The following is a 19,860-nucleotide window of genomic DNA, read 5'->3' on the forward strand; positions in this document are numbered from 1 at the left end:
TGATATTGGTGAACTATGCCCTGCACGAATCACTTGAAGTGCATGAGATGGCTGTATTTAAGGCGGTGTGCCTGACCAATTCGAAGACGATGTCCGCTTTGGTGTCGGACGAGGAGCTGAAACGGCTGATGCTGGAGGATGTCCAGCTTTCAACCCGGCAGCTGCAGGAGCTTGACGCTATTTTGGCCAAGATAAACCAGTAAAGGCAGGTGCCGCATGAACACGTTGATTGAGCGTCTAGCGGGCATGGCAGATTTGAAGGACGACGTGATTGCAATGGAGATGCTTACCGCCGTCAAGAGCGGTGTCCGCAATTATGCCATGGCCGTCACCGAGACGATTACCCCCGAAATTAGGGATACGCTGACAGAACATCTGGAAGAGCTGATCACCATGCATGAGCGGGTTACCACCTATATGATAAACAAGGGCCTGTATCATCCTTGGAATGTGCAGGAACAGATTCAGGTGGACCGCAAGCACATAGCGGCAGCACTCAAGCTGGCCAAGATCTAAGGTCTATGGGCAGGCCTGGGGCGAGAAGAAGCACCCTTCGCTCTGGAGGGTGCTTCTTCTATTGTATAGGCTGCTCAATGAGCTCTTCTGGTGAATCGTCCTTGACGAGCACCCGGTTCCGGCCGAGATGCTTGGCCCGCAGGAGCAGCTGATCCGCCTGGATATAGCCTTTCTCCATAGAAGCCTGTGAGCCAATCTCGAAGTAACAGAGGCCGAAGGAAGCGGTATAGGAAAGCTGAATGGCCTGATCACCGTATTCTGTGTGAACGGTGCTATCCTGTATGCCCCGGCGCATCTCCTCGAGCAGTAAGCAGCAGGCTGAGTAATCCTTATTCCGAAGGAAAATGGTGAATTCCTCGCCGCCGCTCCGGAACAGAATATCGTTCTCGGCAAGATAGGATTGAAGGGTGCTGGCGAAATGCCTGATAACCTGATCGCCGACGGCATGGTTATAGCTGTCATTCACCCTCTTGAAATTATCGATATCGGTCACGACGATGCCAATCGACTCTCCGGGCTGATTAAGCTCAGCCATCTGCTTATCCATATAAGCACGGTTAAACATCCCCGTCAGGAAATCCTTATACGCCATCTGTTCAAACTTATCACGTTCATATTTGTTTTGAATGCTCTGAGATTTGGAGTGGAAGGAGAGGCTGACGACATAATTAAGCAGAAACAAGCTGACAATGATATCCCAGCGCTGCTCCTGCAGGAAGAGCAGCAGCAGACCGTTCGTCAGCGCGATTTTCCCCAAATCCAGGAAGCTTCGGCTCGTAACCGAATAGTCATACGCCTCCCGCAGTGACCGCAGCTCTCCCATTATGAAGAGGACGACAACCAGGAACAGCGTGGTAAGCGACGAGATGACGATAATCAGCAGCAGCATCAGCAGCCAGAAGCCGTAAGGAATGGACGCAAAGACTGGTGACAGCCAGTAGTACAAATAGTAGCCAATCGAGTTGGCCAGCACGAAGGAGCCGATATTGAAGAAGGTGTCCAGAAACTCGCCAGGATCAGCTGTCTTGGACCACTTCTTATGGAAGTAGACCGTGAACCGGAATATCGTTTCGAATATTAGTACGCCAATCGGCCCAGCGAATAGTGTAAGAGAAGACGTATAGCTGATTCCATAGTCAACGCTGGTGCTCCCGCTTTTGTTAATGACACGGAGGTTGTAATATAGGCAGGAGAACAGCCAGTAGATAACCAGAGCCTTCAAGTAGGCGGATTGGTCTGACAAGAGGTGTCCTGAACTTAAAGCAACAAGCACAGAAGTCGTAAATAGCGATAAGTCATAGATTCGGGCTTTAGTCATGCTTTCTATGGTCTCCTTGTTGTTCAGAACTACAGTTAGCTATATCCATTATATATAAAATAGAATGAAAAGTGAGTTTCAATTTTCCCTTTTGATAGAATATTTAGAAATCCTCATTCCGCTATGATTAGAATCATAAGGGGGTATCGCACAGATGAAGATAGGAAAGTTCGCCGAGACGAACAGATTGAGTATTGATGCAGTCAGGCATTACATAGACTTGGGACTCGTTGTGCCGGAGAAGAAGGGCGGCCAGTATGTATTCGATAATCGCTGCCAGGAGGATCTGAAGCTGATCAGGGAATACAAGGAGCTGGGCTTTAGCCTGAACGAGATGAAGCTTATCTTCCTCTACCGGAAATTCGGCAGCCTTGCGGGGTATGAACAGGAAGACGCTTATCAGGCCTTCTTCCGGGATAAATATCAGCGGACGGGCGAGGAGATAGAGGTGCTCGAGAGGGCGCGGCTCAAGCTGAAGGAACGGATTGACCAGTTCCGGGGAGAAGCAGGGAAGACAGACAGGCAGACGGGGATTAATCTGAGGTGGCTGGACCTGCTGAACTGTCCGGTTTGTCGGGGGCCGCTGACCTTGGAAGAAGGAGAGGTCATCCGCAATCAGGTTACCGGGGGCCGGATGGTCTGCTCTTGCGGGGAGAGCTTCGTGATTCAGGACGGTATCCTCATCGCTGGCGGGCTGGATAGAGGGCATGAGCAGTCTCTTCTGGCAGCTGATATACCGGGATATATTCAGGAGACCGATGCCGGTTATCTGGAGAATCTTCATAAGGGGCTGCAGTGGGGTGAGCGGAAGCTCGCGGAGCAGAACCTGCACGGAAAGGTTATGCTGGAGCTCGGATCAGGCATCGGATTTTTCCTCCGGTACATCTATAAGGCATTGCCGCAGGATAGTCTGTATATAGCCGTTGATCATAGTCTGGGTAAGCATCGTTTTCTAAAAGGGCTGCTCGACCGGGTGGATGGGGGGCCGCCAATCCTGTATATATGTGCCGACTTCCTTAATATCCCGCTAAAGCAGCGGTCAGTCGATATGGTGGTGGACCACTCGGGAACGAGTAATTACAGCTTTGAGCATGAGGCATTCCTGCTTCGGGAGGTTGACGAGCTGGTCAAGGACAGCAGCCTGCTGCTTGGCTCATACATCTGCTTTAACCGGTTTAGTTCCGGTAGCAGGATTGAAGCCCAATACCGGCACAATTTTATAGCGCGCAATATTCTGCAGAACATTCAAGAGCTTGGTTATACCACTGTCGAAGACCGGCTGCTGGAGCCGGTAGGGCGCGGCGGCAAATACGAGAACTTCTTCGTCGAAGGGGAAGAGGTCGTTCCATACTTGTATATTGGCAAAAGGTAGGGTGTACCCTGCCTTTTAGTATTTTGGCTGTCTAGTTGGGGATGCAGAACCGGTTGCCATCGGGTTCACCCGACCGCTTAGGCTTAATGGGTACGATGATTAAGTCTTCTGACAGGTGGGGTGACGGCTGTGAAAGTTAAAGCAGAACGATTCAATATATGGGGGTATACAATTGGCAGGATCGTATCGCTGTTTGGTACAGCGATTTATCAATTCGCACTCGGGCTGTATGTTCTTCAGCTGACAGGCTCTGCCATGAGCTTTGCAATTACGCTCATGCTGGGGTTAATACCGGCGATCGTGTTGAACCCGCTCGCGGGTGCTGTGGCGGACCGGTGGGATAAGAAGGTGATTGTGGTCACTACAGAGCTTGGCAGCGGTCTGCTTATGATTGTTGTCTATTTGACCAGCAGCTTCTATGGGCTGGAGCTGATGCTTATTTATACAGCGGCCTTCCTGCTGACGGTGTTAACTACCTTCTACAGCATAGGCCTGGAGGCGGCGAAGCCGAATATCGTATCGGAGCGCCGGCTTATGACGATAAATTCCGTGGGCAAGATCATCGAATCAGGATCCACCATTATGGGTCCGATGCTCGGCGGAATTATTTTCGCGCTAATCGATATCCGGCTGTTCGTGCTGGTTAACGGCATTTCTTTTCTCCTGTCGGGGCTGTGCATGCTGTTTATACAATTTCGGCTGTTTGAACAGCCGGAGGCTGGAGAACGGGAGAAGAGATCGGGCCTGGTGAAGGATATGCGGGAAGGCTGGCATTATCTGATGGGCCGCCCCGATGTCCGGCAGCGGTTTGCCATTCTGATTCTGCTGAACTTCTTTCTGACGCTGACCGTGACGGTCCCGCTGCCTTATATCCTGACGACGGAACTAAGGCTGAAGCCGGAGGTATACGGTGTCGTGCAGGCCGCCTTTCCGGCGGGCATGATTGCGGGGGCAATGATGGTAACCAGAATGATGGCGCGGTGGTCTTACATCGTCTGGCTCAGCCGGCTCAGTCTTGGGCTGGCAGTCTGCATGATTGCCGTAGGGATCCCAGTGCTGCTGGGAGAGCTGGGGCTAGGACCATGCGGTCATATGGCGATCTACAGCACGATCATGCTCTCGCTCGGCATTATGGTGGCACTGATTGATATCCCGCTGCTCTATTATATCCAGAGAGAGGTGCCGGAACTGTACAGAGGCAGGGTGCTAAGCTTGGGCGTTAGCGCTGCCAAAATACTGGTCCCGGTCGCGATGGCGATCTCAGGCCTGTCGCTGTCAAGTGTGCCGGTAACCTATATCCCGACGATCGGCGGTGTACTGTTCCTGCTGTTTACGGTGTACTCGACCAGCAGGGCTGGAAGGAACCTGAGGGAGAGGGAACCGGCCCGAATAGATAGGGTAGGAGCAGAGGATACTACGGGTAGCCGTTAGCGACCAGATTGCCCCTTTACTTGATAAGCTTGACATCCTTAAGATCGCCCCGCCACACTTCGGTATAGAGCGTTCCATCTGTCTTTAGCTGGGCAACGAGGACCTCCCGTACGGAATCGGCTCCCTGTTTCTTAATCTCCTGCTCAAGCCAGGCTGTCGTCAAGCCAAGCTCATTCAGGGTGTCCTTAAGAATATGGCCTTCAACAACCAGCACACGGGGCCGTGGAGCCGCCATCGGCATCGGGTTGAAATCACTGACGACAACGGGTGCAGCACTGGAACGCGGCAGGATGCTTAGATCGCCCGATGTTTCGAAGACCGCAAGCTCGATATCCTCCAGCTTGAAGTTTCCGTTCTTGCGGAGGAGCAGCATGACATTCTGGGCGGTCAGATTTTCCTTGATCAATCCATCGGTCAAGAACTTGCCGTTCTCAATGAGAACGGTAGGGCTGCTCTCGAGCAGCTTGAGCAGAACGGAATGCTTCCGGCTCATTAAGCTCAGGAAGATTGGGAGCGTACCCCAGACGGTTACGGCTACAAGGCCGTCTACTAGACTGGTCTCCGGTTCCAGCACCATGCTCGCCGCAAAGTTGCCGACGGTAATACCGACGATGTAATCAAAATAAGAGAACTGTGCAAGCTGCTTCTTGCCGCTAAGCCGGGTCAAGATGAAGAGAAAGATGAAGCTGATCAGAGCTCTGACCAGAATAATATAATCAAGCAAGCTGCTAATCCCCCTCTCGCGAATTGTTAAGCTATAGCAACAGTATTGGGATAAGGTGAGGGTACTAAACGAGGAGAAGGATAAAATGAATAAAATTTTGCTGGCAAGATGGCCTGCCGCCCTGTTGGTGATCGTTCTTGTGTCTGGTCTGGCATGGTCCTATTCTGCTCTAAAGCAGTCTGACCGTAATCCCTTGACCGAGCAGACGTTAGCCGTGCTTAAATATGTTCAGGCGGGTGAATGGACCCGGGCAAAAACGGAAGTACAAGAATTAAGGGAGTTATTCCACACGAAACGGTGGATTCTAGATCTTCTTGGACCCAACCAAAGTGCTTCAAATACCAGAATTGATATCGATGTACTCGCGGCACTTATCCAAGAAGAGAATGCGAGTGAGGCCAAGCAGCTAATCGCCCAAATCAGGGCCAGGCTGGACGATTTTGTGATTATTTAGCCGGCTGAGAGTGGTGTTGTCTTATGAAAAATGAAGAAGCCATACCTATAGGTTTTGCTGCTATGTGATTTACCTGTTGGAAAAGGGGATTTATAATTGAGGTGGGGAAATTAACCAACTGGTAGATGACGCAGTTGATAGGGATGAGGAGAATAACATGGGAGCCGAAATAGATAAAAGTGAGCATACTGCCGTCAGCAAAGTACGGGCAGCAGACCTGTTACGATGGAGAATTGAGCGTCTTCGCAAGAAAAAAGATCTGTCGTTCCGGGTCCCCGTATATGATCGAATTGACAATCAATTTATAAAAACTAATCGTACAGAATCAGCTATTACCTGGATTGGCCACTGCACCTTCCTGATCCAGATAGGTGGACTCAATATTGTAACCGATCCGGTCTGGGCTAGTCGAATGGGTCTTGAAACTAGATTGGCAGAGCCGGGAATCTCAATCGGGGAAATGCCCGAGATTGATATGGTGCTAGTTTCTCACAATCATTATGATCATCTGGATTTTGCCTCAATTGCCCGCCTGCCGGGAAAACCTGTTTATCTGGTGCCGGAAGGGCTTGGTCAGCTCTTCAAGAAGAAGGGCTATAATGATGTACAGGAGTTTAGTTGGTGGGATGAGAGGGTACACCGGGAGCTAAAGATTACCTTCTTGCCCTCCCTTCACTGGTCGAGACGGGGGTTGAGGGATATCAATGCTTCTCTATGGGGCGGCTGGATGATTGAATATAACGGAGTTGCAATTTATTTTGTGGGAGACAGCGGGTATTATCATGGATTCGAATTGATTGGTAAGCGATACAAGATCGATTATGTCTTAATGCCAATCGGGGCTTATGAGCCGGAGTGGTTCATGGCTAACCAGCATATGACGCCGGAAGAAGCAGTAAAGGCTTATACGGAATTGAACGCAGGTATGTTTATCCCAATGCACTATGATGCCTTCCGCTTGGCTGATGATACGCCGCAGGAGGCTCTTCTCCGGGTCAGGGCCGCGTGGGAGCAGCAGCAGCTTGATCCTAACAGACTGCATACTATGGCGCTTGGCGAAACTCTGCGAGTGTGAAAATAGAGACAGAGCCGGCTATTGTCGGCTCTGTCTCTATTATGTTACTGCTTCTTGATCGGAATCCAGATTTCTGTGCGATAGTCTGCGAATATAATCGGCTACCGTCATGCCGGTCGCCATGTAGAACATCCGTTGAAAGTGAAAGGGCGACGAGTAGGCGGCCTGCGCAAGCTCATCAATTTCCAGACGCTCTCCCAGCTTAACCTCTATTAAGTCAAGTGCGCTCTGCATGCGGGATAACCATTCCATAAGGACGTCTCTCCTCCTTGGAAATCATTGTATCAGCGTCTAATTAACACGTCCTGCTCCTGAATGCGCCGATCGAACAGACTGCCAGCTTCACAGTCAGAATATTATCGTTAAAATTATACGTGCACAGCGGGTGTGCTTTCTATATGATAACGGTAAGTGCTTAGGATAAGGAGGTATGCATGCGTGGCGTATAATGTTGTCTTGGTTGGCTGCGGCGGCATGGCGAATGTATGGGTGGAGGATCTGCTCGAGCGGCCGGAGGTAAAGATTGCGGCATTGGTGGATATTCAAGAGGCAAATGCGAAAGCGCTTGCAGACAGGCATGGGCTGACCTGCGGTCTCTATACCGGGCTGGAGGAAGCGATCCGGCAGTCGGGGGCTGATCTGGTCGTGGATGCGACCATACCGGCAAGCCATTATGCAGTCAGTTCAACAGCCATGAGGCTTGGCTGTCATGTGTTCAGCGAGAAGCCGATGGCGGCGACGATGCAGGAGGCACAGGATATTGTGCGGATTGCGGAGGAAACCGGCCGTTCCATGGCGGTTATGCAGAACAGGCGGTTTAACCGTCACATCAGAGCACTGAGAGGACTAATAGCAGACGGGACAATCGGACGGATTGGCTATACAGGGGCCGATTTCTTCCTGGCGCCGCATTTCGGCGGGTTCCGGGATGCGATGGAAAGTCCGCTAATCCTAGATATGGCGATTCACACCTTCGACCAGGCCAGATACATAACAGGCGCAGATCCGGTTAGTGTGTACTGCCAGGAGTTCAATCCAGCGGGATCATGGTATGCGGGAAATGCCGCGGCCATCTGTATTTTCGAAATGTCAGACGGCTCCATCTTCTGCTATAGAGGCTCCTGGTGTGCGGAAGGGGTACCCACATCGTGGGATGCGGACTGGCGCATAAACGGGGAAAAGGGAACGGCAGTGTGGGATGGCGAGCATGCGCCTTATGCGGAGGTTGTTGACCCGGATGAGCAGGAAGAGGTTTTTCTCAAGAAATATACAAGGGTAGAAGCGAGCAAGCCCCAGACAGAACGTGAAGGCCATACCGGCGGCCTGGATGAGATGTTCGCAGCTCTGAGGGAAGGGCGGGCCGCCGAAACCGACTGCAAGGATAATATCAAGAGCATGGCCATGGTGATGGGGGCACTGGAGAGTGCAAGATCAGGCTGCAAGGTCACACTGGCGGAATACCTGGCGGAGAATTAATCGCTATTCTGGTTAATGATAAAGGTACACAGAAGGAAAGCAGGATGTTAGGCCCTATATCAATCAGCAGAGGAGACCTGAATAATATGACACAAGGATTGCTCGGCAACAATGTAGTGGTACACATCGGCATACTGGTTCATGATATTGATAAGGTTTCGCAGGCTTATGCCGATTTCTTCGGGATCGAGAAGCCGGAGGCCAGCTGGACTGGGCCGCTGGAAGAAGCGGAGACGAATTATAATGGCGAACCGACTCCCGCCCGCGCGAAGCTGGCTTTCATGAAGATGGGCAGTATTCAGATCGAGCTTATTGAACCGGATGAGCATCCAAGCACCTGGCGCAGCCATCTGGAAGAGCATGGCGAGGGGCCGCATCATATCGCGTTAGTCATTGAGGGCATGAAGGAGAAAATCACGCTGCTGGAGAGCAAGGGCTTTCCGCTTCAGCAGAAGGGCGAATATCCGGGCGGCCGCTATGCCTATATGGACACCTTCAAGGAACTGAAGATAGTGGTGGAGCTGCTTGAGAACGATAAGAAGTAAAATTGAAGAACTCTAAGGATGTGATAAACTATAGCTTTTGTTAACGCTGCCCTCATCGTTGGAATAGCGATGCTCTTCCTGGCATTCTTGCTGAACGGCGGGGCTGTCAGCGGAGACCGTATGCGGGCAAACCACTATAGCGAGCGTATGAATGACCCGGAGGGTGAGAACCGGTCCGTTAGACACAAATGGACACTGATTCTTTTTGCAGCGGGAATACTTTGCGTTTCCCCGTCCATCATCATTTTTTTCTTCAAATGAAGAAGATAGAAGGTCTCCTGAGAGGGGCCTTTTATTTTTTTATGAAAAGGGGCTATGTTAAATTCTAATGTTGATTTATACGTTAAAAAACCGCCTTGGCGAAAGGCGGTTTATTGAGGTATCGTTCTAAGTCGAAATCTAAGATTATTGCTCTGTCATATACTTTTCAATATCTCTTGAAACTAAATAATATTGCCCATCATTCCCATAATACAAGTAGCCATCTCCAATGTAGAAAAAGTCTGCACTAGGAAAATGAAACATAACTGTTTCTTTTGCGACCTCAGGGTTTATACCCTTGGCTTTTTCAGGAGGGCTATTACTTTGCTTTTATTCATAACATCAACCAAACTTGATATTTTATCTGCATCGGTTATTTTCTTCTCAAACCTTTCTCCCTTCACTAACACCTCATTACTATTTTCCAAATTTTCTCCAAATGGACTATAACTATTACAACCTACAAGAGCAAACATAAAGGTCATTATCATTAAAACAAAATACATACCTAGCTTCATTACAAACCTCCTTATTTACAGTTAATATCCCAATTGAGACGTGAAAAGATACCGATAAGTTCCGTTGTTTCGCCCGTTAACAAGGATAAGCAGAAGGCCTAAGTTTGGTATTCGTTTCGGTTACAGTAAACTGGCAAGATCTGACCAATATACTCTTCTTATTCGATGAGGTATTCTCATATTCCTTGCTGTCTATATAACTGAACAAAGCTAAATAATGTTGCAAACATTTGGTTGTAACTTCATTAAAGCGGTCCATCCTTTCAAGTGGCTGTGGTAGCTATTTACGTTTAGAAAAGGGCTCTATAACCTAAAATACAAGTTTTCCCGGTGTGGTGGAATGCCTATATTGACGCTCGCTTGCTTAGATGTCGGCTGTTTGTGGTAGTAAGTTGTGTATATTGCCAGCAGTTGGATATTCCCGGCTCATCTCTTGAAAGTGAACATGTGCTAGGACTGACCCATATTATGTAGAGGGATGGGCGATCAGATTTCATCTGGAATCTAGAGGATTAGGGAAAGCAGCGGCCGTAAGGCCCAGCAACAAAATCTGAACAGAAATAAGGTGGTTAGAAATATGAATCACAAGGTTTGGAAGAACCCTGTCTTTTCCGTATCAGCAGCCATTATCGTGTTATTCGTATTAATCGGTGCCCTCATGCCGGAAGCATTCGGTGAGACGGCGAGCCGGTTATTTCTTCTTACGACCAGCAAGTTTGGCTGGTTCTACCTGCTTGCGGTGTTTGTCATCACGATTTTCCTGATCGGTCTGGCTATAAGCAAGTATGGCGGGATCCGCCTTGGCGGGCAGGATGAACGGCCGCAGTTTCCGTTCTTTACGTGGGTTGGCATGCTCTTCTCGGCGGGCTTTGGTGCCGGTCTTGTCTTCTGGGGGGTAGCGGAACCTATGAGCCACTTCTTTACAGCGCCGTTCGCTCAGATTGAAGGCCAGACACAGGAGGCGGCGCGAGTGGCAATGGGCTATGCATTCTTCCATTGGGGCGTGAGCCAGTGGTCCGTATTCGCGATCGTAGGCCTTGTCATCGGTCTGTTGTGGTTTAGAAGGCAGCAGAAGGGACTGATCTCTACGGCTCTGGAGCCGGTTGTCGGCCGAAAGCCTGTTGTCCGTCACACGGTCGATTCGCTGGCTGTCATCGCGACGGTGATGGGAATTGCAACGTCGGTAGGGCTTGGGGTGCTGCAGATGAACAGCGGCCTTGGCGCAGTATTCGGTACCGGCAGCTCGGTTGGCATTCAGCTTGTCATTATTGCAGTTATCTTCGTTGCCTACATGATCTCCTCCTCCACAGGTTTGGAGAAGGGCATCCGCTATCTCAGCAACCTGAACCTCGGACTGGCGCTTGGCCTGCTGCTCTTCGTGTTCATTACGGGGCCGTCGGTCTTCATCATGGAAACCTTGACGCTCGCTGTAGGTGATTATTTCGCCAACTTTATTCAATACAGTCTGCGCTTGCAGCCTTATACGGGAGGAACCTGGGTTCGGGACTGGACGATCTTCTACTGGGCCTGGGCAATCGCCTGGTCGCCTTTCGTAGGGGCCTTCATTGCGCGGGTATCCAAGGGACGGACGATCCGGGAATTCATACTCGGGGTTATGATAATCCCGCCGGCGATTGCCTGTGTGTGGATCGCGACCTTCGGGGGCACGGCATTATGGAATGACCTAAACCAAGGGACAGATATTGCGGGAGCGGTTCATAACGATCTGGCGACCGCGTTGTTCCAGCTGTATGAATTCCTGCCGCTTACCAATATTCTGTCGATTATGTCCATTCTGCTGATCTTCACCTTCCTGGTCACTTCAGCGGACTCGGCAACCTATATTCTTGCCAGTATGACGACGTACGGAAGCCTGAATCCGGGGCAGTATGCAAAGGTCGTCTGGGGCGTACTGATGTCAGCGATAGCCGCTGTTCTGCTGTATGCAGGGGGCCTGGAAGCCTTGCAGACCGCCTCGCTGATTGCGGCCCTGCCGTTCACCGTTCTGCTGCTGTTACTGGTGGTCGCAACCGTGAAATATTTAAGCAAGGAACCGCTGCCGCTGCGTAAGGTAGACGCGAAGTATATTCATGAACAGGAGAAGGCTGCGAATGCGGCGGAGAAGAAGGCTCGGATCCGGTAGCCCAAGCGGTTTAATAATTGAAATAATTGCAGAAGGAGGCACCTTGTCGAAGGTGCCTCCTTCTGCATGTCAGTTCATTCCCAACCTACCAACTGTGTTCTGTTCTATGATACAATTACACCAAATTTATAATAAATTACATTTATGGAACAGAATATTTGATATGGGGGGCATGAACAGCTTGAGTACAACAGAGGAGAAGGTATTATCCATTACGAATCTTAGCAAAAGGTATGAAGAAGCCGGACACAAGGTACATGCACTGAAGCACACATCTTTGCATCTGAAGCAGGGTGAGTTTCTGGCCATTATGGGCACAAGCGGCTCGGGCAAGAGCACCTTCCTGAACCTGGTCGGTGCGCTGGATAGTCCCAATGAAGGGACCATTGCGCTTAATGGCAGGGTTCATCCTGACATGTTCAAGGAACCGTATGCGACGCAATACCGCAGCGAGAACATCGGATTCATTTTCCAGTCTTACAATCTGCTAAAGGATCTCTCTGTGGAGGAAAATATCGCGCTGCCCCTCATCTTAAAAAATATTCCGGTGAAAGAGATGAAAGCAAGAGTTGCGGAGATGGTCGGGCTTGTAGGGCTCTCCGATTGGCGAAAGCACAGGCCGGTTCAGCTGTCAGGAGGCCAGCAGCAGCGGGTCGCGATAGCCAGAGCACTGATTACAAAGCCGCCGATCATTCTGGCGGACGAGCCGACGGGGAACCTGGACTTCAACACCACAACGGAAGTGCTGCGTGTGCTGGGACAGATGAAGGAGCAGCTCGGTCAGAGCATTATTCTGGTCACGCATGACCCGTATGTTGCCACCTTCGCCGACCGAGTTCTGTTCTTTCATGACGGACAGATAGCAGCAGAGTACATATGCCGAAAGGATGAGCAGGACATGGACCGGATTCTCTCCCGGTTTCGGGCAATCATGGGGAGAGCGCAATGATACGTTCACTAACCGGTCTGGCTCTCCGTTTCTTTGGTGCCAACAAGTTTCTGACCATCTCCACCCTCGTTAGTATCGGGCTGTCTGTCTTTCTGGTTATTACCATGACGGTATTCTCGGCTAATGCCAGGCTGTCGATCGAGCAGGACAGCCGGCAGCTGTTCGGCGAAATGGATATTTCGGCAGGCTATAAGCCGGACAGCACCAAGGTCATTGATGCCGGGATGCTCCGGCAGATGACATCAGACCCGGCCATCGGGCAGCATTCAGCGGTAATCATCGACCGATTCTCCATCGACACACTGGGAAGAGGGATGTATACCGTCGGGGTGGGCAATGACGAGCTGGCCAAGAGCGTGTATCATTTCACCGCCGATCTTGGTCCGTCTGATGTGATCTTGAATGCTGCACTTGCCGATGCTTTAGAGCTTAAGGCAGGCGACCAGGTATCCATTCATGACCGGTCCTTCCGGCTGGCAGAGACGGTGGAGGAGTGGCGCCCCGCTACGCTGGACATGATCATTCTGCCGCGTGAAACGGTGAGAGAGATGTCCAATCCGGTTACGAAAGCAGGCCGGGAAGCTACCTATGTCTTGATTAAAGCCGCTCAGCATGCCGATATAGAAGCGCTCGCCCGTTCTCTGCATCAGCTGGACTCCGAGCTCCGGATTGATCTGGCGAATGAGAATGAATTTTTGACAGCGAATTTGAACTCCCTGCGTGTCTTCATGATCGTCTTATCCGTACTGGTGCTGATCATATCCTCATTATTCATTCTGTCAAATTCAGAAACCTTCGCTTACAAATATCGCAACCAGATGGCCATCATGCGGGCGATCGGGGCATCAAGAGGCCAGCTGTTCAGGGTGGCTCTGCTGCAAAACACAATGCTGAATGCAGCCGGCATGCTGCTCGGTCTTATGCTTGCCTGGATCGGCAGCCGAATCACCCAGACCTGGCTTGCCGGACTGTTTTCCCAGGAAATGGACACAACCAGCTTCAGCCTGGCAGAAGCCCTGCCGGCCATGCTCCTCAGCGGACTGCTGATCCAGGTCTTTATGTTCATACCATCTTATAAGAACGCCAACGTGCTGCCGATGAAGATTGTGGAGAACAATGAGAATAATGATTTTGTCTATAAACGAGCCGGGAAGCTGCTGGGGTTCATCCTGCTCGGGACAGGGTTATTCTCCTTGGTAACGGGGCTTACCGCAGATCCTGGAGATGGCTCAAGCGCACTCTATATTCTGCTGGCCGCTGTGCTCATTATTCTGGCTGCATACAGGCTGTTCTCGCTCTATGTGCCAGTCGTGCTAAGGTCGCTTGGGCCTCTGCTGAAGGTAGGAGCGGGCAATTTATCCTTTGTGGCGGTTCGCAACATGATCCCGCAAGTCCGGCGAAATACATTTGTCATCTTGACCATCAGTACATTGATGATTATTACGGTATTCGGTACGACCCTGTTTGAGACGATCAAAGTCAATGATGCCAAGTGGCTGAAGCAGCAGCACCCGACTAACATCGTCATTAAGAATCGAGGCGGCGTGGAGCTGGGTCTTGGTCCTAAAGAGCTGAGTAGGGATGTTCAGGAGGCAGCAGGGGTGGAAATCGTCAGTGCTATTAGTGAACCCGCTGGATTTACTCCCGAAGGGTCAGAAACGGATTTTTATTACAGCTACGCTTTTGCCAATCTAGAGGGATTGGAACGGCAGGGACTGCTGAAGCTGGCGGAGGACACCGATAACAAGGGCAGGGTTGTCATTACCCGGAAGCTTGCTGAGGCTCATCAGCTTGGGATTGGCGATCAGGTCAGACTCGATGTTTCTGGCTACAGAAAACGGACGACAGGAGAGCCGCTAGTTGTAGCCGGCATTGCCGAGGAGCTTCCCGGCAGTCATTACGATGCTTATCTGGACTGGTCAATGACCTCATATGCCAGAGCAGAAATGGTGCTGAGCAAGCTGCTCGTACACGCCGGACAGGAAGAGCAGGCCATGCGTCAGCTTGAGGAGCTTAAGGCTAAATATCCTGCCCAGCTTTCAATCAGCAGCTATAAGCAGGCAGTGGCTAAATCAAATGAGATGTTTCTTCAGCGCTGGTCCATTTTCATAGCGGTGCTGGTGACCATTCTAATCACGGTCATGATCGGTATCTGTAATACGATGATCAACCATATTCAGACAAAACGGAGAGAGTATGCCATTCTCCGGACTTTGTCGGTTACTTCCCGGGGGCTGCGACGTGTCGTCCTGACGCAGGTGCTGCTGTACGTGTCCATCGGTCTCGCATTAGGCATTGTGCTGGGTGTCCTGACCTCGTATATTCTGGGCTTCATTGACCCGAGTGGAGGCTTAATATTCAATTTCCGTCTGGCAGGGATGATGTCGCTGGCTACGATTGGCATTGCCTGTGCAGTCTTCATTCCATACGCCGGTATGCTTAGCCGGAGGAAGCTGGTCGCCGAGCTGAGCCGCGATAACAAGTAATCCACTAATGCAGCGGGCTGGTTAGGCCCGCTGCATTAGTGGTATTAGAGGCTGTATGTAAATTTATCCGTTCGGCCAAGACATACAGCATAGGAGTTCATACAGCTTACAGGGGTGGTTCAGCAGAATCGTCTGGCCCTTTACGGTAGTATGGGGGGACCTGAATAATGAAGAAACGGGTATTCAAGAACCCGGTTTTCCTGGTATCGGCCTCGATTACAATCGTACTGGTAATACTGGGAGCCGTCATGCCAAGACAGTTTGAGGATACGGCTAATAAGCTGTTTCATTTTACAACGGAGAAGTTCGGATGGTTTTACATGCTTGTGGTAGGCATCATTATTCTGCTATTGATCGGGCTAGCAATCAGCAAGTACGGCGGAATCCGGCTGGGCGGCGAAGACCAGAAACCGGAATTCCCTTTTTTAACATGGATAGGCATGCTTTTCTCGGCAGGCTTTGGTGTGGGCCTTGTATTCTGGGGAGTAGCGGAGCCAATGAGCCACTTTGCCAAGACGCCCTTCGCGGATGTAGAAGCGAATACAGAGGAGGCGGCGAGGATTGCGTTGGGGTACGCCTTCTTCCATTGGGGCATCAGCCAGTGGGCGGTCTTTGCCCTTGTAGGCCTTATCATTGCGCTGCTGTGGTTCCGCAAGCAGAAGGATGGACTGGTCTCTACTGCACTTGAGCCGGTAACCGGGAGTAAGCCGGTGATCAAGCACTCCATAGACTCCTTCGCCGTGATCGCAACAGTAATGGGTGTTGCCACTTCTGTTGGCCTCGGTGTACTTCAAATGAACAGCGGCCTCAATACGGTGTTTGGCCTTGGTGAGCAGTTCTATGTGCAGGTTGGTATCATTCTGGCCGTCTTTGCCGCGTATACGGTATCCTCGACAACCGGGCTAAACAAGGGAATCCGGTATTTAAGCAATGTTAACCTTGGTCTTGCGCTCGGGTTGATGCTGTTCGTGTTCTTCGCGGGGCCTACCGTCTTCATCCTGAAATCCTTCACTTTGGCGCTCGGCGATTATATCACGAACTTTGTTTATTACAGTACGCGGATACAGCCTTATGGCAGCGGCAGCTGGCTGCGTGAATGGACCCTCTTCTACTGGGCATGGGCCATCGCCTGGTCGCCTTACGTTGGTGCCTTCATCGCACGGGTTTCCAAGGGGCGCACCGTCCGCGAATTCATCATTGGTGTCATGTTCATCCCCCCGGCTATAGCCTGTGTCTGGATTTCCGTGCTGGGCGGGACTGCATTATGGCAGGATCTGTACCAGAACACGGATATTGCTTCCGTTGTCGATCAGGATAATGCGGATGCGCTCTTTCAGTTGTTTGAACAGCTGCCGCTAACGAATATCCTGTCGGTGCTGGCGATCCTGCTGATCTTCGTCTTCCTTGTGACTTCGGCAGATTCGGCGACATTCATCCTGGGAAGTATGACAACTTACGGCAGCCTGCATCCGAAGAAGCGCGTAAAGATTACATGGGGTGTACTCGTAGCCGCTATAGCAGGCGTTCTTCTGAATGCAGGCGGGCTCAGGGCCCTGCAGACGGCTTCGCTGGTCGCGGCACTGCCGTTTACGGTGCTGCTCCTGCTACTCGGTTTCGGTATGGTGAAGCTCATCCGCAAGGAGCCCCTGCCTATTCATAAGGCGGACATCGAGCGGTTCCGGCGGCTTCGGGAAAAGTCGGACCGTTCTGCTCCCCATGAGCAGAAATAAGCAGGCTGCCGTTCAGGCGGTTAAACGCTGATCTGCGGCAGCCTGGCTGGCTTCATAAGCGACGGGCCCCCAAGTCATGCACAGTCTGCAGCCATCTATCCCGCTGCTCTGCCGTAGATGGCTTAACCGGGCCGATATTCGTAATCTTAACGGGATTAACGCCGCTGAACTGCAGAATGCCCCGCTTCATAACTGTGTGCCCGGCTGAACGGTGCACCAGCTTGAAGTACCACGGCGGCGAATCCATCGTGACGACCATTCGGGCGGATTTGCCGGTCAGCAGCTTATCCCACAGCTGCGAGTTCGGCCTGGTCTGGAAGGCAAAGCCGGGAAGGAATACCCGGTCAATGAACCCTTTCAGAATTCCGGGGACCGTGCCCCACCATAACGGATAGATGAATACCAGGTGATCCGCCCAGCGAATGATTTCCTGTGCGGCCAGCAGGTCAGGCTCCAGCTCGGTCCGCTGACGGTATCCATACTGCAGGTTGGGGTTGAACTGCAGGGACCCCAGAGAAATTTCTCTTACAGAAGCGCCGCTGCCTGCGGCCCCTTTTACATAAGACGCTGTTAACGCTGTACAATAGCTTTCCGCATCGGGATGCCCGTTGATGACGGCTATATTGTTTCGCCTCTGTGTGCTCATATTCCATCTCCTTGTCGCTGTGATAAGATAGACTAAGCGTACAATAACCGGGAGCGGAACGAATATGATGAATGGTGCACGATTACTGACCAAACATGCAGGCGGGGGGTATTTATGAGGGACTTGGGCGTGTCCGTAGCTTTGCTGTATCCAATCATGAAGACGATTCTGCGAAGCGGCTTTGATCAAGAGGAATTTCTAAGGCAGGCGCGGATCAGCGGAGAGCTGCTTGAGGATGCCGAGGCCCGGCTTCCGGAGCAGGATTTCGAGCGGGTTACCGAGCTGGCTGCTGCCGTGACGGGAGATCCGCTGTTCGGTCTGCATCAGGGGCAGCGAGTGGAGGTGTCCGATCTGGGAATACTGGGTTACGTTATGCTTCATTCCGGCACGGTTGGTCAGGCTTTGAAGGCTTACCAGACCTATAATGTGATCGTGTGCAGCGGCTTTAATATCGATACAGAGGTACAGGGGGACGACCTCTTGATTACGACCTCCTTCCAGTCTAACCCGCTGAAGAAGCCGGGCAGGCACTGCATGGAGGACATGGTCAGCTCCGTGTATCATCTGATGATGAAGCTCAGCTGCCGGACCATAGCGCTTAAGGAGCTCCATTTTGCCCATTCTGAAGCAGTGGAAGTTCCGTTAGCTGATTATGTAAGCGTGCTGGGTGTTCAGCCGCTGTTCGATAGGCCGGCCAGCCGCATGCGGGTGCCGAAGGAAGTGCTCGAATACCCGATTGTGTTCGGTGACGCCAAGCTGCTGCGGACGTTCGAAGCGATTGCGGAGGGAGCAAGGCAGCGGCTGCTGCAGGGACGCACATTCACCGATGAGCTGTATAATTGGCTGCTGAAGCTGGCGCCTGCTTCCCTGCCGGGGCTGAAGGAGGCTGCACAGGCCTTCCAGATGAGCGCCCGCAGCCTGCAGGCGAGGCTGCAGCAGGAGCAGACCACCTATCAGGATCTGATGAATCAGGTCCGGCGGGAGCTGGCATCCGGTTACCTCGCGAAGCCCGAGTATACGATTGCCGAGATTGCTTACCTCCTGCATTTCTCAGAGCCGAGTGCCTTCCAGAACGCCTTCAAGAGGTGGACTGGACTAACGCCAAAGCAGTACAGGCTGGCTTCCCAGCAGGACAGAGCGAGCGCGATATAGACCGGGAACAGTCCCGCCAAGTCTCTATGCCGGATTAAGCTCCTTATGGATGATGTCGGCTGCAGCCTGGCTGATCGGATTAATATCCTGCAATATGTTGCTCAACACGTGCAGGGTCACACCCGTTTCCAGAAAACGCATCAGCAGCGAGGTGAAGCCTGGAATGCCGCCGCTGTGAGCAGCTATCCTGCCGTAGGGTGACTCCTGAATAATCCATCCATAGCCATAGTCATATCCCTGTTCGGAATCGGTCGCATACGGGGTGAACATTTGCTCCTTGAGAGAGGCGTCCAGCAGAGCATCTGAGGCTAGAGCCAGGTCCCACAGATGCATGTCTTCCACAGTCGAGAGGATGGAACCGGCAGCGAAGGCGTTCGAGATATCAAAATATGGGGCATTAAGCAGCGCGCCGTCCTCTGCCGTATGGTAGCCTGCTGCCCGCATAGGGATAATCATACCCGGGTCATCGACCTGGGTCTTCGTCATGCCCGCAGGTTCAAAGATATGCTGCTTGAGGTATTCGCCATAGGGCTGCCCGGACACCTGTTCGATCAGCAGTCCCAGCAGAGTATACCCGGAGTTGGAATAGGCGTAGCGTTCACCAGGTGCGAATTCGAGCTGCCGATCCATGAAGCGTTCCGCGAGCTCCCGGGGCGTACAGCTCTGAGCACACCACTGCGCCATGGAGGGATCTGCCGTATAGCTGGGAATGCCGGATGTATGAGTCAGCAGATGGTGAATCGTGATGCCGGTGCCGCCCTGCTGATCGGGAAAATAGCGGTCAATCGTGTCTTCGAGTTTGATCAGGCCTTGGCCAATCAGCTGCATGACAGCTGTGGAGGTGAAGGTCTTGGTAATCGAGCCGATACGGAATCTGGTCTGCGGGGTATTGGGAACCCCCAGCTCAAGGTTGGCCTCCCCGTATCCTTGCGAGAACAAGATACGGCCATTCATGGATGACAGAATCGCTCCGCTGAATTTACGTTCCTGCGCAAGCGGCTCAAGAAAAGCATGCAGAGAATTTGTAATAGTAGCTGTGGACATTCAGACATCGTTCCTTTCAG

At 51.7% G+C, this 19,860-nt stretch carries 19 protein-coding genes and 1 pseudogene; 14 read left to right on the forward strand and 6 right to left on the reverse strand.

The features are described from left to right. Positions 1 to 8: 8 nt before the first annotated feature. Both DNH61_RS01325 and DNH61_RS01330 read left to right on the forward strand, forming a co-directional pair. Positions 9 to 203: a hypothetical protein gene (locus DNH61_RS01325; RefSeq protein WP_111145042.1), complete on the forward strand. Its 195-nt coding sequence runs from the start codon at positions 9 to 11 to the stop codon at positions 201 to 203. Between the two features lie 13 nt (positions 204 to 216). Next, complete coding sequence (locus DNH61_RS01330; protein ID WP_111144906.1) at positions 217 to 516, forward strand: spore coat protein; 300 nt, start codon at positions 217 to 219, stop codon at positions 514 to 516. 58 nt (positions 517 to 574) lie between these two features. Here DNH61_RS01330 and DNH61_RS01335 read toward each other — a convergent pair whose 3' ends face one another. Continuing rightward, entirely contained in the window at positions 575 to 1,834 is a 1,260-nt protein-coding gene (locus tag DNH61_RS01335; protein ID WP_111144907.1) for a GGDEF domain-containing protein, read from the reverse strand. A 154-nt stretch (positions 1,835 to 1,988) separates the two neighbouring features. Here DNH61_RS01335 and DNH61_RS01340 point away from each other — a divergent pair, with 154 nt between their 5' ends. After that, entirely contained in the window at positions 1,989 to 3,206 is a 1,218-nt protein-coding gene (locus tag DNH61_RS01340) for a MerR family transcriptional regulator (RefSeq protein WP_111144908.1), read from the forward strand. 129 nt (positions 3,207 to 3,335) lie between these two features. Further along, positions 3,336 to 4,637: an MFS transporter gene (locus DNH61_RS01345; RefSeq protein ID WP_245947846.1), complete on the forward strand. Its 1,302-nt coding sequence runs from the start codon at positions 3,336 to 3,338 to the stop codon at positions 4,635 to 4,637. 16 nt (positions 4,638 to 4,653) lie between these two features. Here the strand turns inward: DNH61_RS01345 and DNH61_RS01350 are convergent, their stop codons facing one another. Next, the gene (locus DNH61_RS01350; protein WP_111144910.1) at positions 4,654 to 5,361 is read right to left on the reverse strand and encodes a YetF domain-containing protein; all 708 of its coding nucleotides are present in this window, start codon (positions 5,359 to 5,361) and stop codon (positions 4,654 to 4,656) included. 85 nt (positions 5,362 to 5,446) lie between these two features. Here DNH61_RS01350 and DNH61_RS01355 point away from each other — a divergent pair, with 85 nt between their 5' ends. After that, positions 5,447 to 5,815, forward strand: coding sequence for a DUF4363 family protein (locus tag DNH61_RS01355; RefSeq protein WP_111144911.1), 369 nt, complete (start codon positions 5,447 to 5,449; stop codon positions 5,813 to 5,815). Between the two features lie 157 nt (positions 5,816 to 5,972). Next, positions 5,973 to 6,890: an MBL fold metallo-hydrolase gene (locus tag DNH61_RS01360; RefSeq protein WP_111144912.1), complete on the forward strand. Its 918-nt coding sequence runs from the start codon at positions 5,973 to 5,975 to the stop codon at positions 6,888 to 6,890. Positions 6,891 to 6,974: 84 nt separating this feature from the next. Here DNH61_RS01360 and DNH61_RS01365 read toward each other — a convergent pair. Then, positions 6,975 to 7,142: pseudogene (locus DNH61_RS01365) on the reverse strand (AraC family transcriptional regulator); the annotation flags it as partial. Positions 7,143 to 7,328: 186 nt separating this feature from the next. Here DNH61_RS01365 and DNH61_RS01370 point away from each other — a divergent pair. The 3 genes from DNH61_RS01370 (at position 7,329) to DNH61_RS27140 (ending at position 9,172) form a co-directional block, all read left to right on the forward strand. After that, entirely contained in the window at positions 7,329 to 8,366 is a 1,038-nt protein-coding gene (locus DNH61_RS01370) for a Gfo/Idh/MocA family protein (protein ID WP_281272358.1), read from the forward strand. A gap of 86 nt (positions 8,367 to 8,452) precedes the next feature. After that, positions 8,453 to 8,911 (forward strand): VOC family protein, encoded by a 459-nt coding sequence (locus DNH61_RS01375; RefSeq protein ID WP_111145044.1) that lies wholly within the window; start codon positions 8,453 to 8,455, stop codon positions 8,909 to 8,911. A gap of 63 nt (positions 8,912 to 8,974) precedes the next feature. Then, positions 8,975 to 9,172 (forward strand): hypothetical protein, encoded by a 198-nt coding sequence (locus tag DNH61_RS27140; protein WP_425452197.1) that lies wholly within the window; start codon positions 8,975 to 8,977, stop codon positions 9,170 to 9,172. Positions 9,173 to 9,462: 290 nt separating this feature from the next. Here the strand turns inward: DNH61_RS27140 and DNH61_RS01380 are convergent, their stop codons facing one another. Then, positions 9,463 to 9,690, reverse strand: a complete 228-nt coding sequence (locus DNH61_RS01380) for a hypothetical protein (RefSeq protein WP_111144913.1) — start codon at positions 9,688 to 9,690, stop codon at positions 9,463 to 9,465. Between the two features lie 577 nt (positions 9,691 to 10,267). Between DNH61_RS01380 and DNH61_RS01385 the strand changes: the two genes are divergently transcribed. The 4 genes from DNH61_RS01385 (at position 10,268) to DNH61_RS01400 (ending at position 16,998) form a co-directional block, all read left to right on the forward strand. Beyond that, complete coding sequence (locus tag DNH61_RS01385; protein WP_111144914.1) at positions 10,268 to 11,833, forward strand: BCCT family transporter; 1,566 nt, start codon at positions 10,268 to 10,270, stop codon at positions 11,831 to 11,833. A gap of 172 nt (positions 11,834 to 12,005) precedes the next feature. Next, positions 12,006 to 12,782, forward strand: a complete 777-nt coding sequence (locus DNH61_RS01390) for an ABC transporter ATP-binding protein (protein WP_111145045.1) — start codon at positions 12,006 to 12,008, stop codon at positions 12,780 to 12,782. Next, positions 12,779 to 15,268, forward strand: a complete 2,490-nt coding sequence (locus DNH61_RS01395; RefSeq protein ID WP_111144915.1) for an FtsX-like permease family protein — start codon at positions 12,779 to 12,781, stop codon at positions 15,266 to 15,268. Before DNH61_RS01390 ends, DNH61_RS01395 begins: the two co-directional genes overlap by 4 nt. A gap of 167 nt (positions 15,269 to 15,435) precedes the next feature. Further along, positions 15,436 to 16,998: a BCCT family transporter gene (locus tag DNH61_RS01400; RefSeq protein WP_111144916.1), complete on the forward strand. Its 1,563-nt coding sequence runs from the start codon at positions 15,436 to 15,438 to the stop codon at positions 16,996 to 16,998. 52 nt (positions 16,999 to 17,050) lie between these two features. On the opposite strand, the gene DNH61_RS01405 is transcribed toward DNH61_RS01400, so the two are convergent. Further along, on the reverse strand, positions 17,051 to 17,644 hold the full coding sequence (locus DNH61_RS01405) for an NAD(P)H-dependent oxidoreductase (RefSeq protein WP_111144917.1): 594 nt from the start codon (positions 17,642 to 17,644) through the stop codon (positions 17,051 to 17,053). Positions 17,645 to 17,758: 114 nt separating this feature from the next. On the opposite strand from DNH61_RS01405, the gene DNH61_RS01410 reads away from it, so the two are divergent. Beyond that, positions 17,759 to 18,796 carry an AraC family transcriptional regulator gene (locus DNH61_RS01410; protein ID WP_111144918.1) on the forward strand — a complete coding sequence of 346 codons (1,038 nt, stop codon included), beginning with the start codon at positions 17,759 to 17,761 and terminating at the stop codon, positions 18,794 to 18,796. Positions 18,797 to 18,820: 24 nt separating this feature from the next. Here DNH61_RS01410 and DNH61_RS01415 read toward each other — a convergent pair whose 3' ends face one another. Continuing rightward, on the reverse strand, positions 18,821 to 19,840 hold the full coding sequence (locus DNH61_RS01415) for a serine hydrolase domain-containing protein (RefSeq protein ID WP_111144919.1): 1,020 nt from the start codon (positions 19,838 to 19,840) through the stop codon (positions 18,821 to 18,823). Positions 19,841 to 19,860: the final 20 nt, after the last annotated feature.

Origin of the sequence: Paenibacillus sambharensis, from assembly GCF_003233845.1 — a bacterium.
GTDB lineage: Bacteria > Bacillota > Bacilli > Paenibacillales > Paenibacillaceae > Paenibacillus_I > Paenibacillus_I sambharensis.

Bases quoted from the DNA above. Each gene is read 5' to 3' on its own strand.
- DNH61_RS01330 (WP_111144906.1), top strand. From the start codon at position 217: ATGAACACGTTGATTGAGCGTCTAGCGGGCATGGCAGATTTGAAGGAC.
- DNH61_RS01335 (WP_111144907.1), bottom strand. From the start codon at position 1,834: ATGACTAAAGCCCGAATCTATGACTTATCGCTATTTACGACTTCTGTG.
- DNH61_RS01340 (WP_111144908.1), top strand. From the start codon at position 1,989: ATGAAGATAGGAAAGTTCGCCGAGACGAACAGATTGAGTATTGATGCA.
- DNH61_RS01355 (WP_111144911.1), top strand. From the start codon at position 5,447: ATGAATAAAATTTTGCTGGCAAGATGGCCTGCCGCCCTGTTGGTGATC.
- DNH61_RS01360 (WP_111144912.1), top strand. From the start codon at position 5,973: ATGGGAGCCGAAATAGATAAAAGTGAGCATACTGCCGTCAGCAAAGTA.
- DNH61_RS01375 (WP_111145044.1), top strand. From the start codon at position 8,453: ATGACACAAGGATTGCTCGGCAACAATGTAGTGGTACACATCGGCATA.
- DNH61_RS01380 (WP_111144913.1), bottom strand. From the start codon at position 9,690: ATGAAGCTAGGTATGTATTTTGTTTTAATGATAATGACCTTTATGTTT.
- DNH61_RS01385 (WP_111144914.1), top strand. From the start codon at position 10,268: ATGAATCACAAGGTTTGGAAGAACCCTGTCTTTTCCGTATCAGCAGCC.
- DNH61_RS01390 (WP_111145045.1), top strand. From the start codon at position 12,006: ATGAACAGCTTGAGTACAACAGAGGAGAAGGTATTATCCATTACGAAT.
- DNH61_RS01395 (WP_111144915.1), top strand. From the start codon at position 12,779: ATGATACGTTCACTAACCGGTCTGGCTCTCCGTTTCTTTGGTGCCAAC.
- DNH61_RS01400 (WP_111144916.1), top strand. From the start codon at position 15,436: ATGAAGAAACGGGTATTCAAGAACCCGGTTTTCCTGGTATCGGCCTCG.
- DNH61_RS01405 (WP_111144917.1), bottom strand. From the start codon at position 17,644: ATGAGCACACAGAGGCGAAACAATATAGCCGTCATCAACGGGCATCCC.
- DNH61_RS01410 (WP_111144918.1), top strand. From the start codon at position 17,759: ATGAGGGACTTGGGCGTGTCCGTAGCTTTGCTGTATCCAATCATGAAG.
- DNH61_RS01415 (WP_111144919.1), bottom strand. From the start codon at position 19,840: ATGTCCACAGCTACTATTACAAATTCTCTGCATGCTTTTCTTGAGCCG.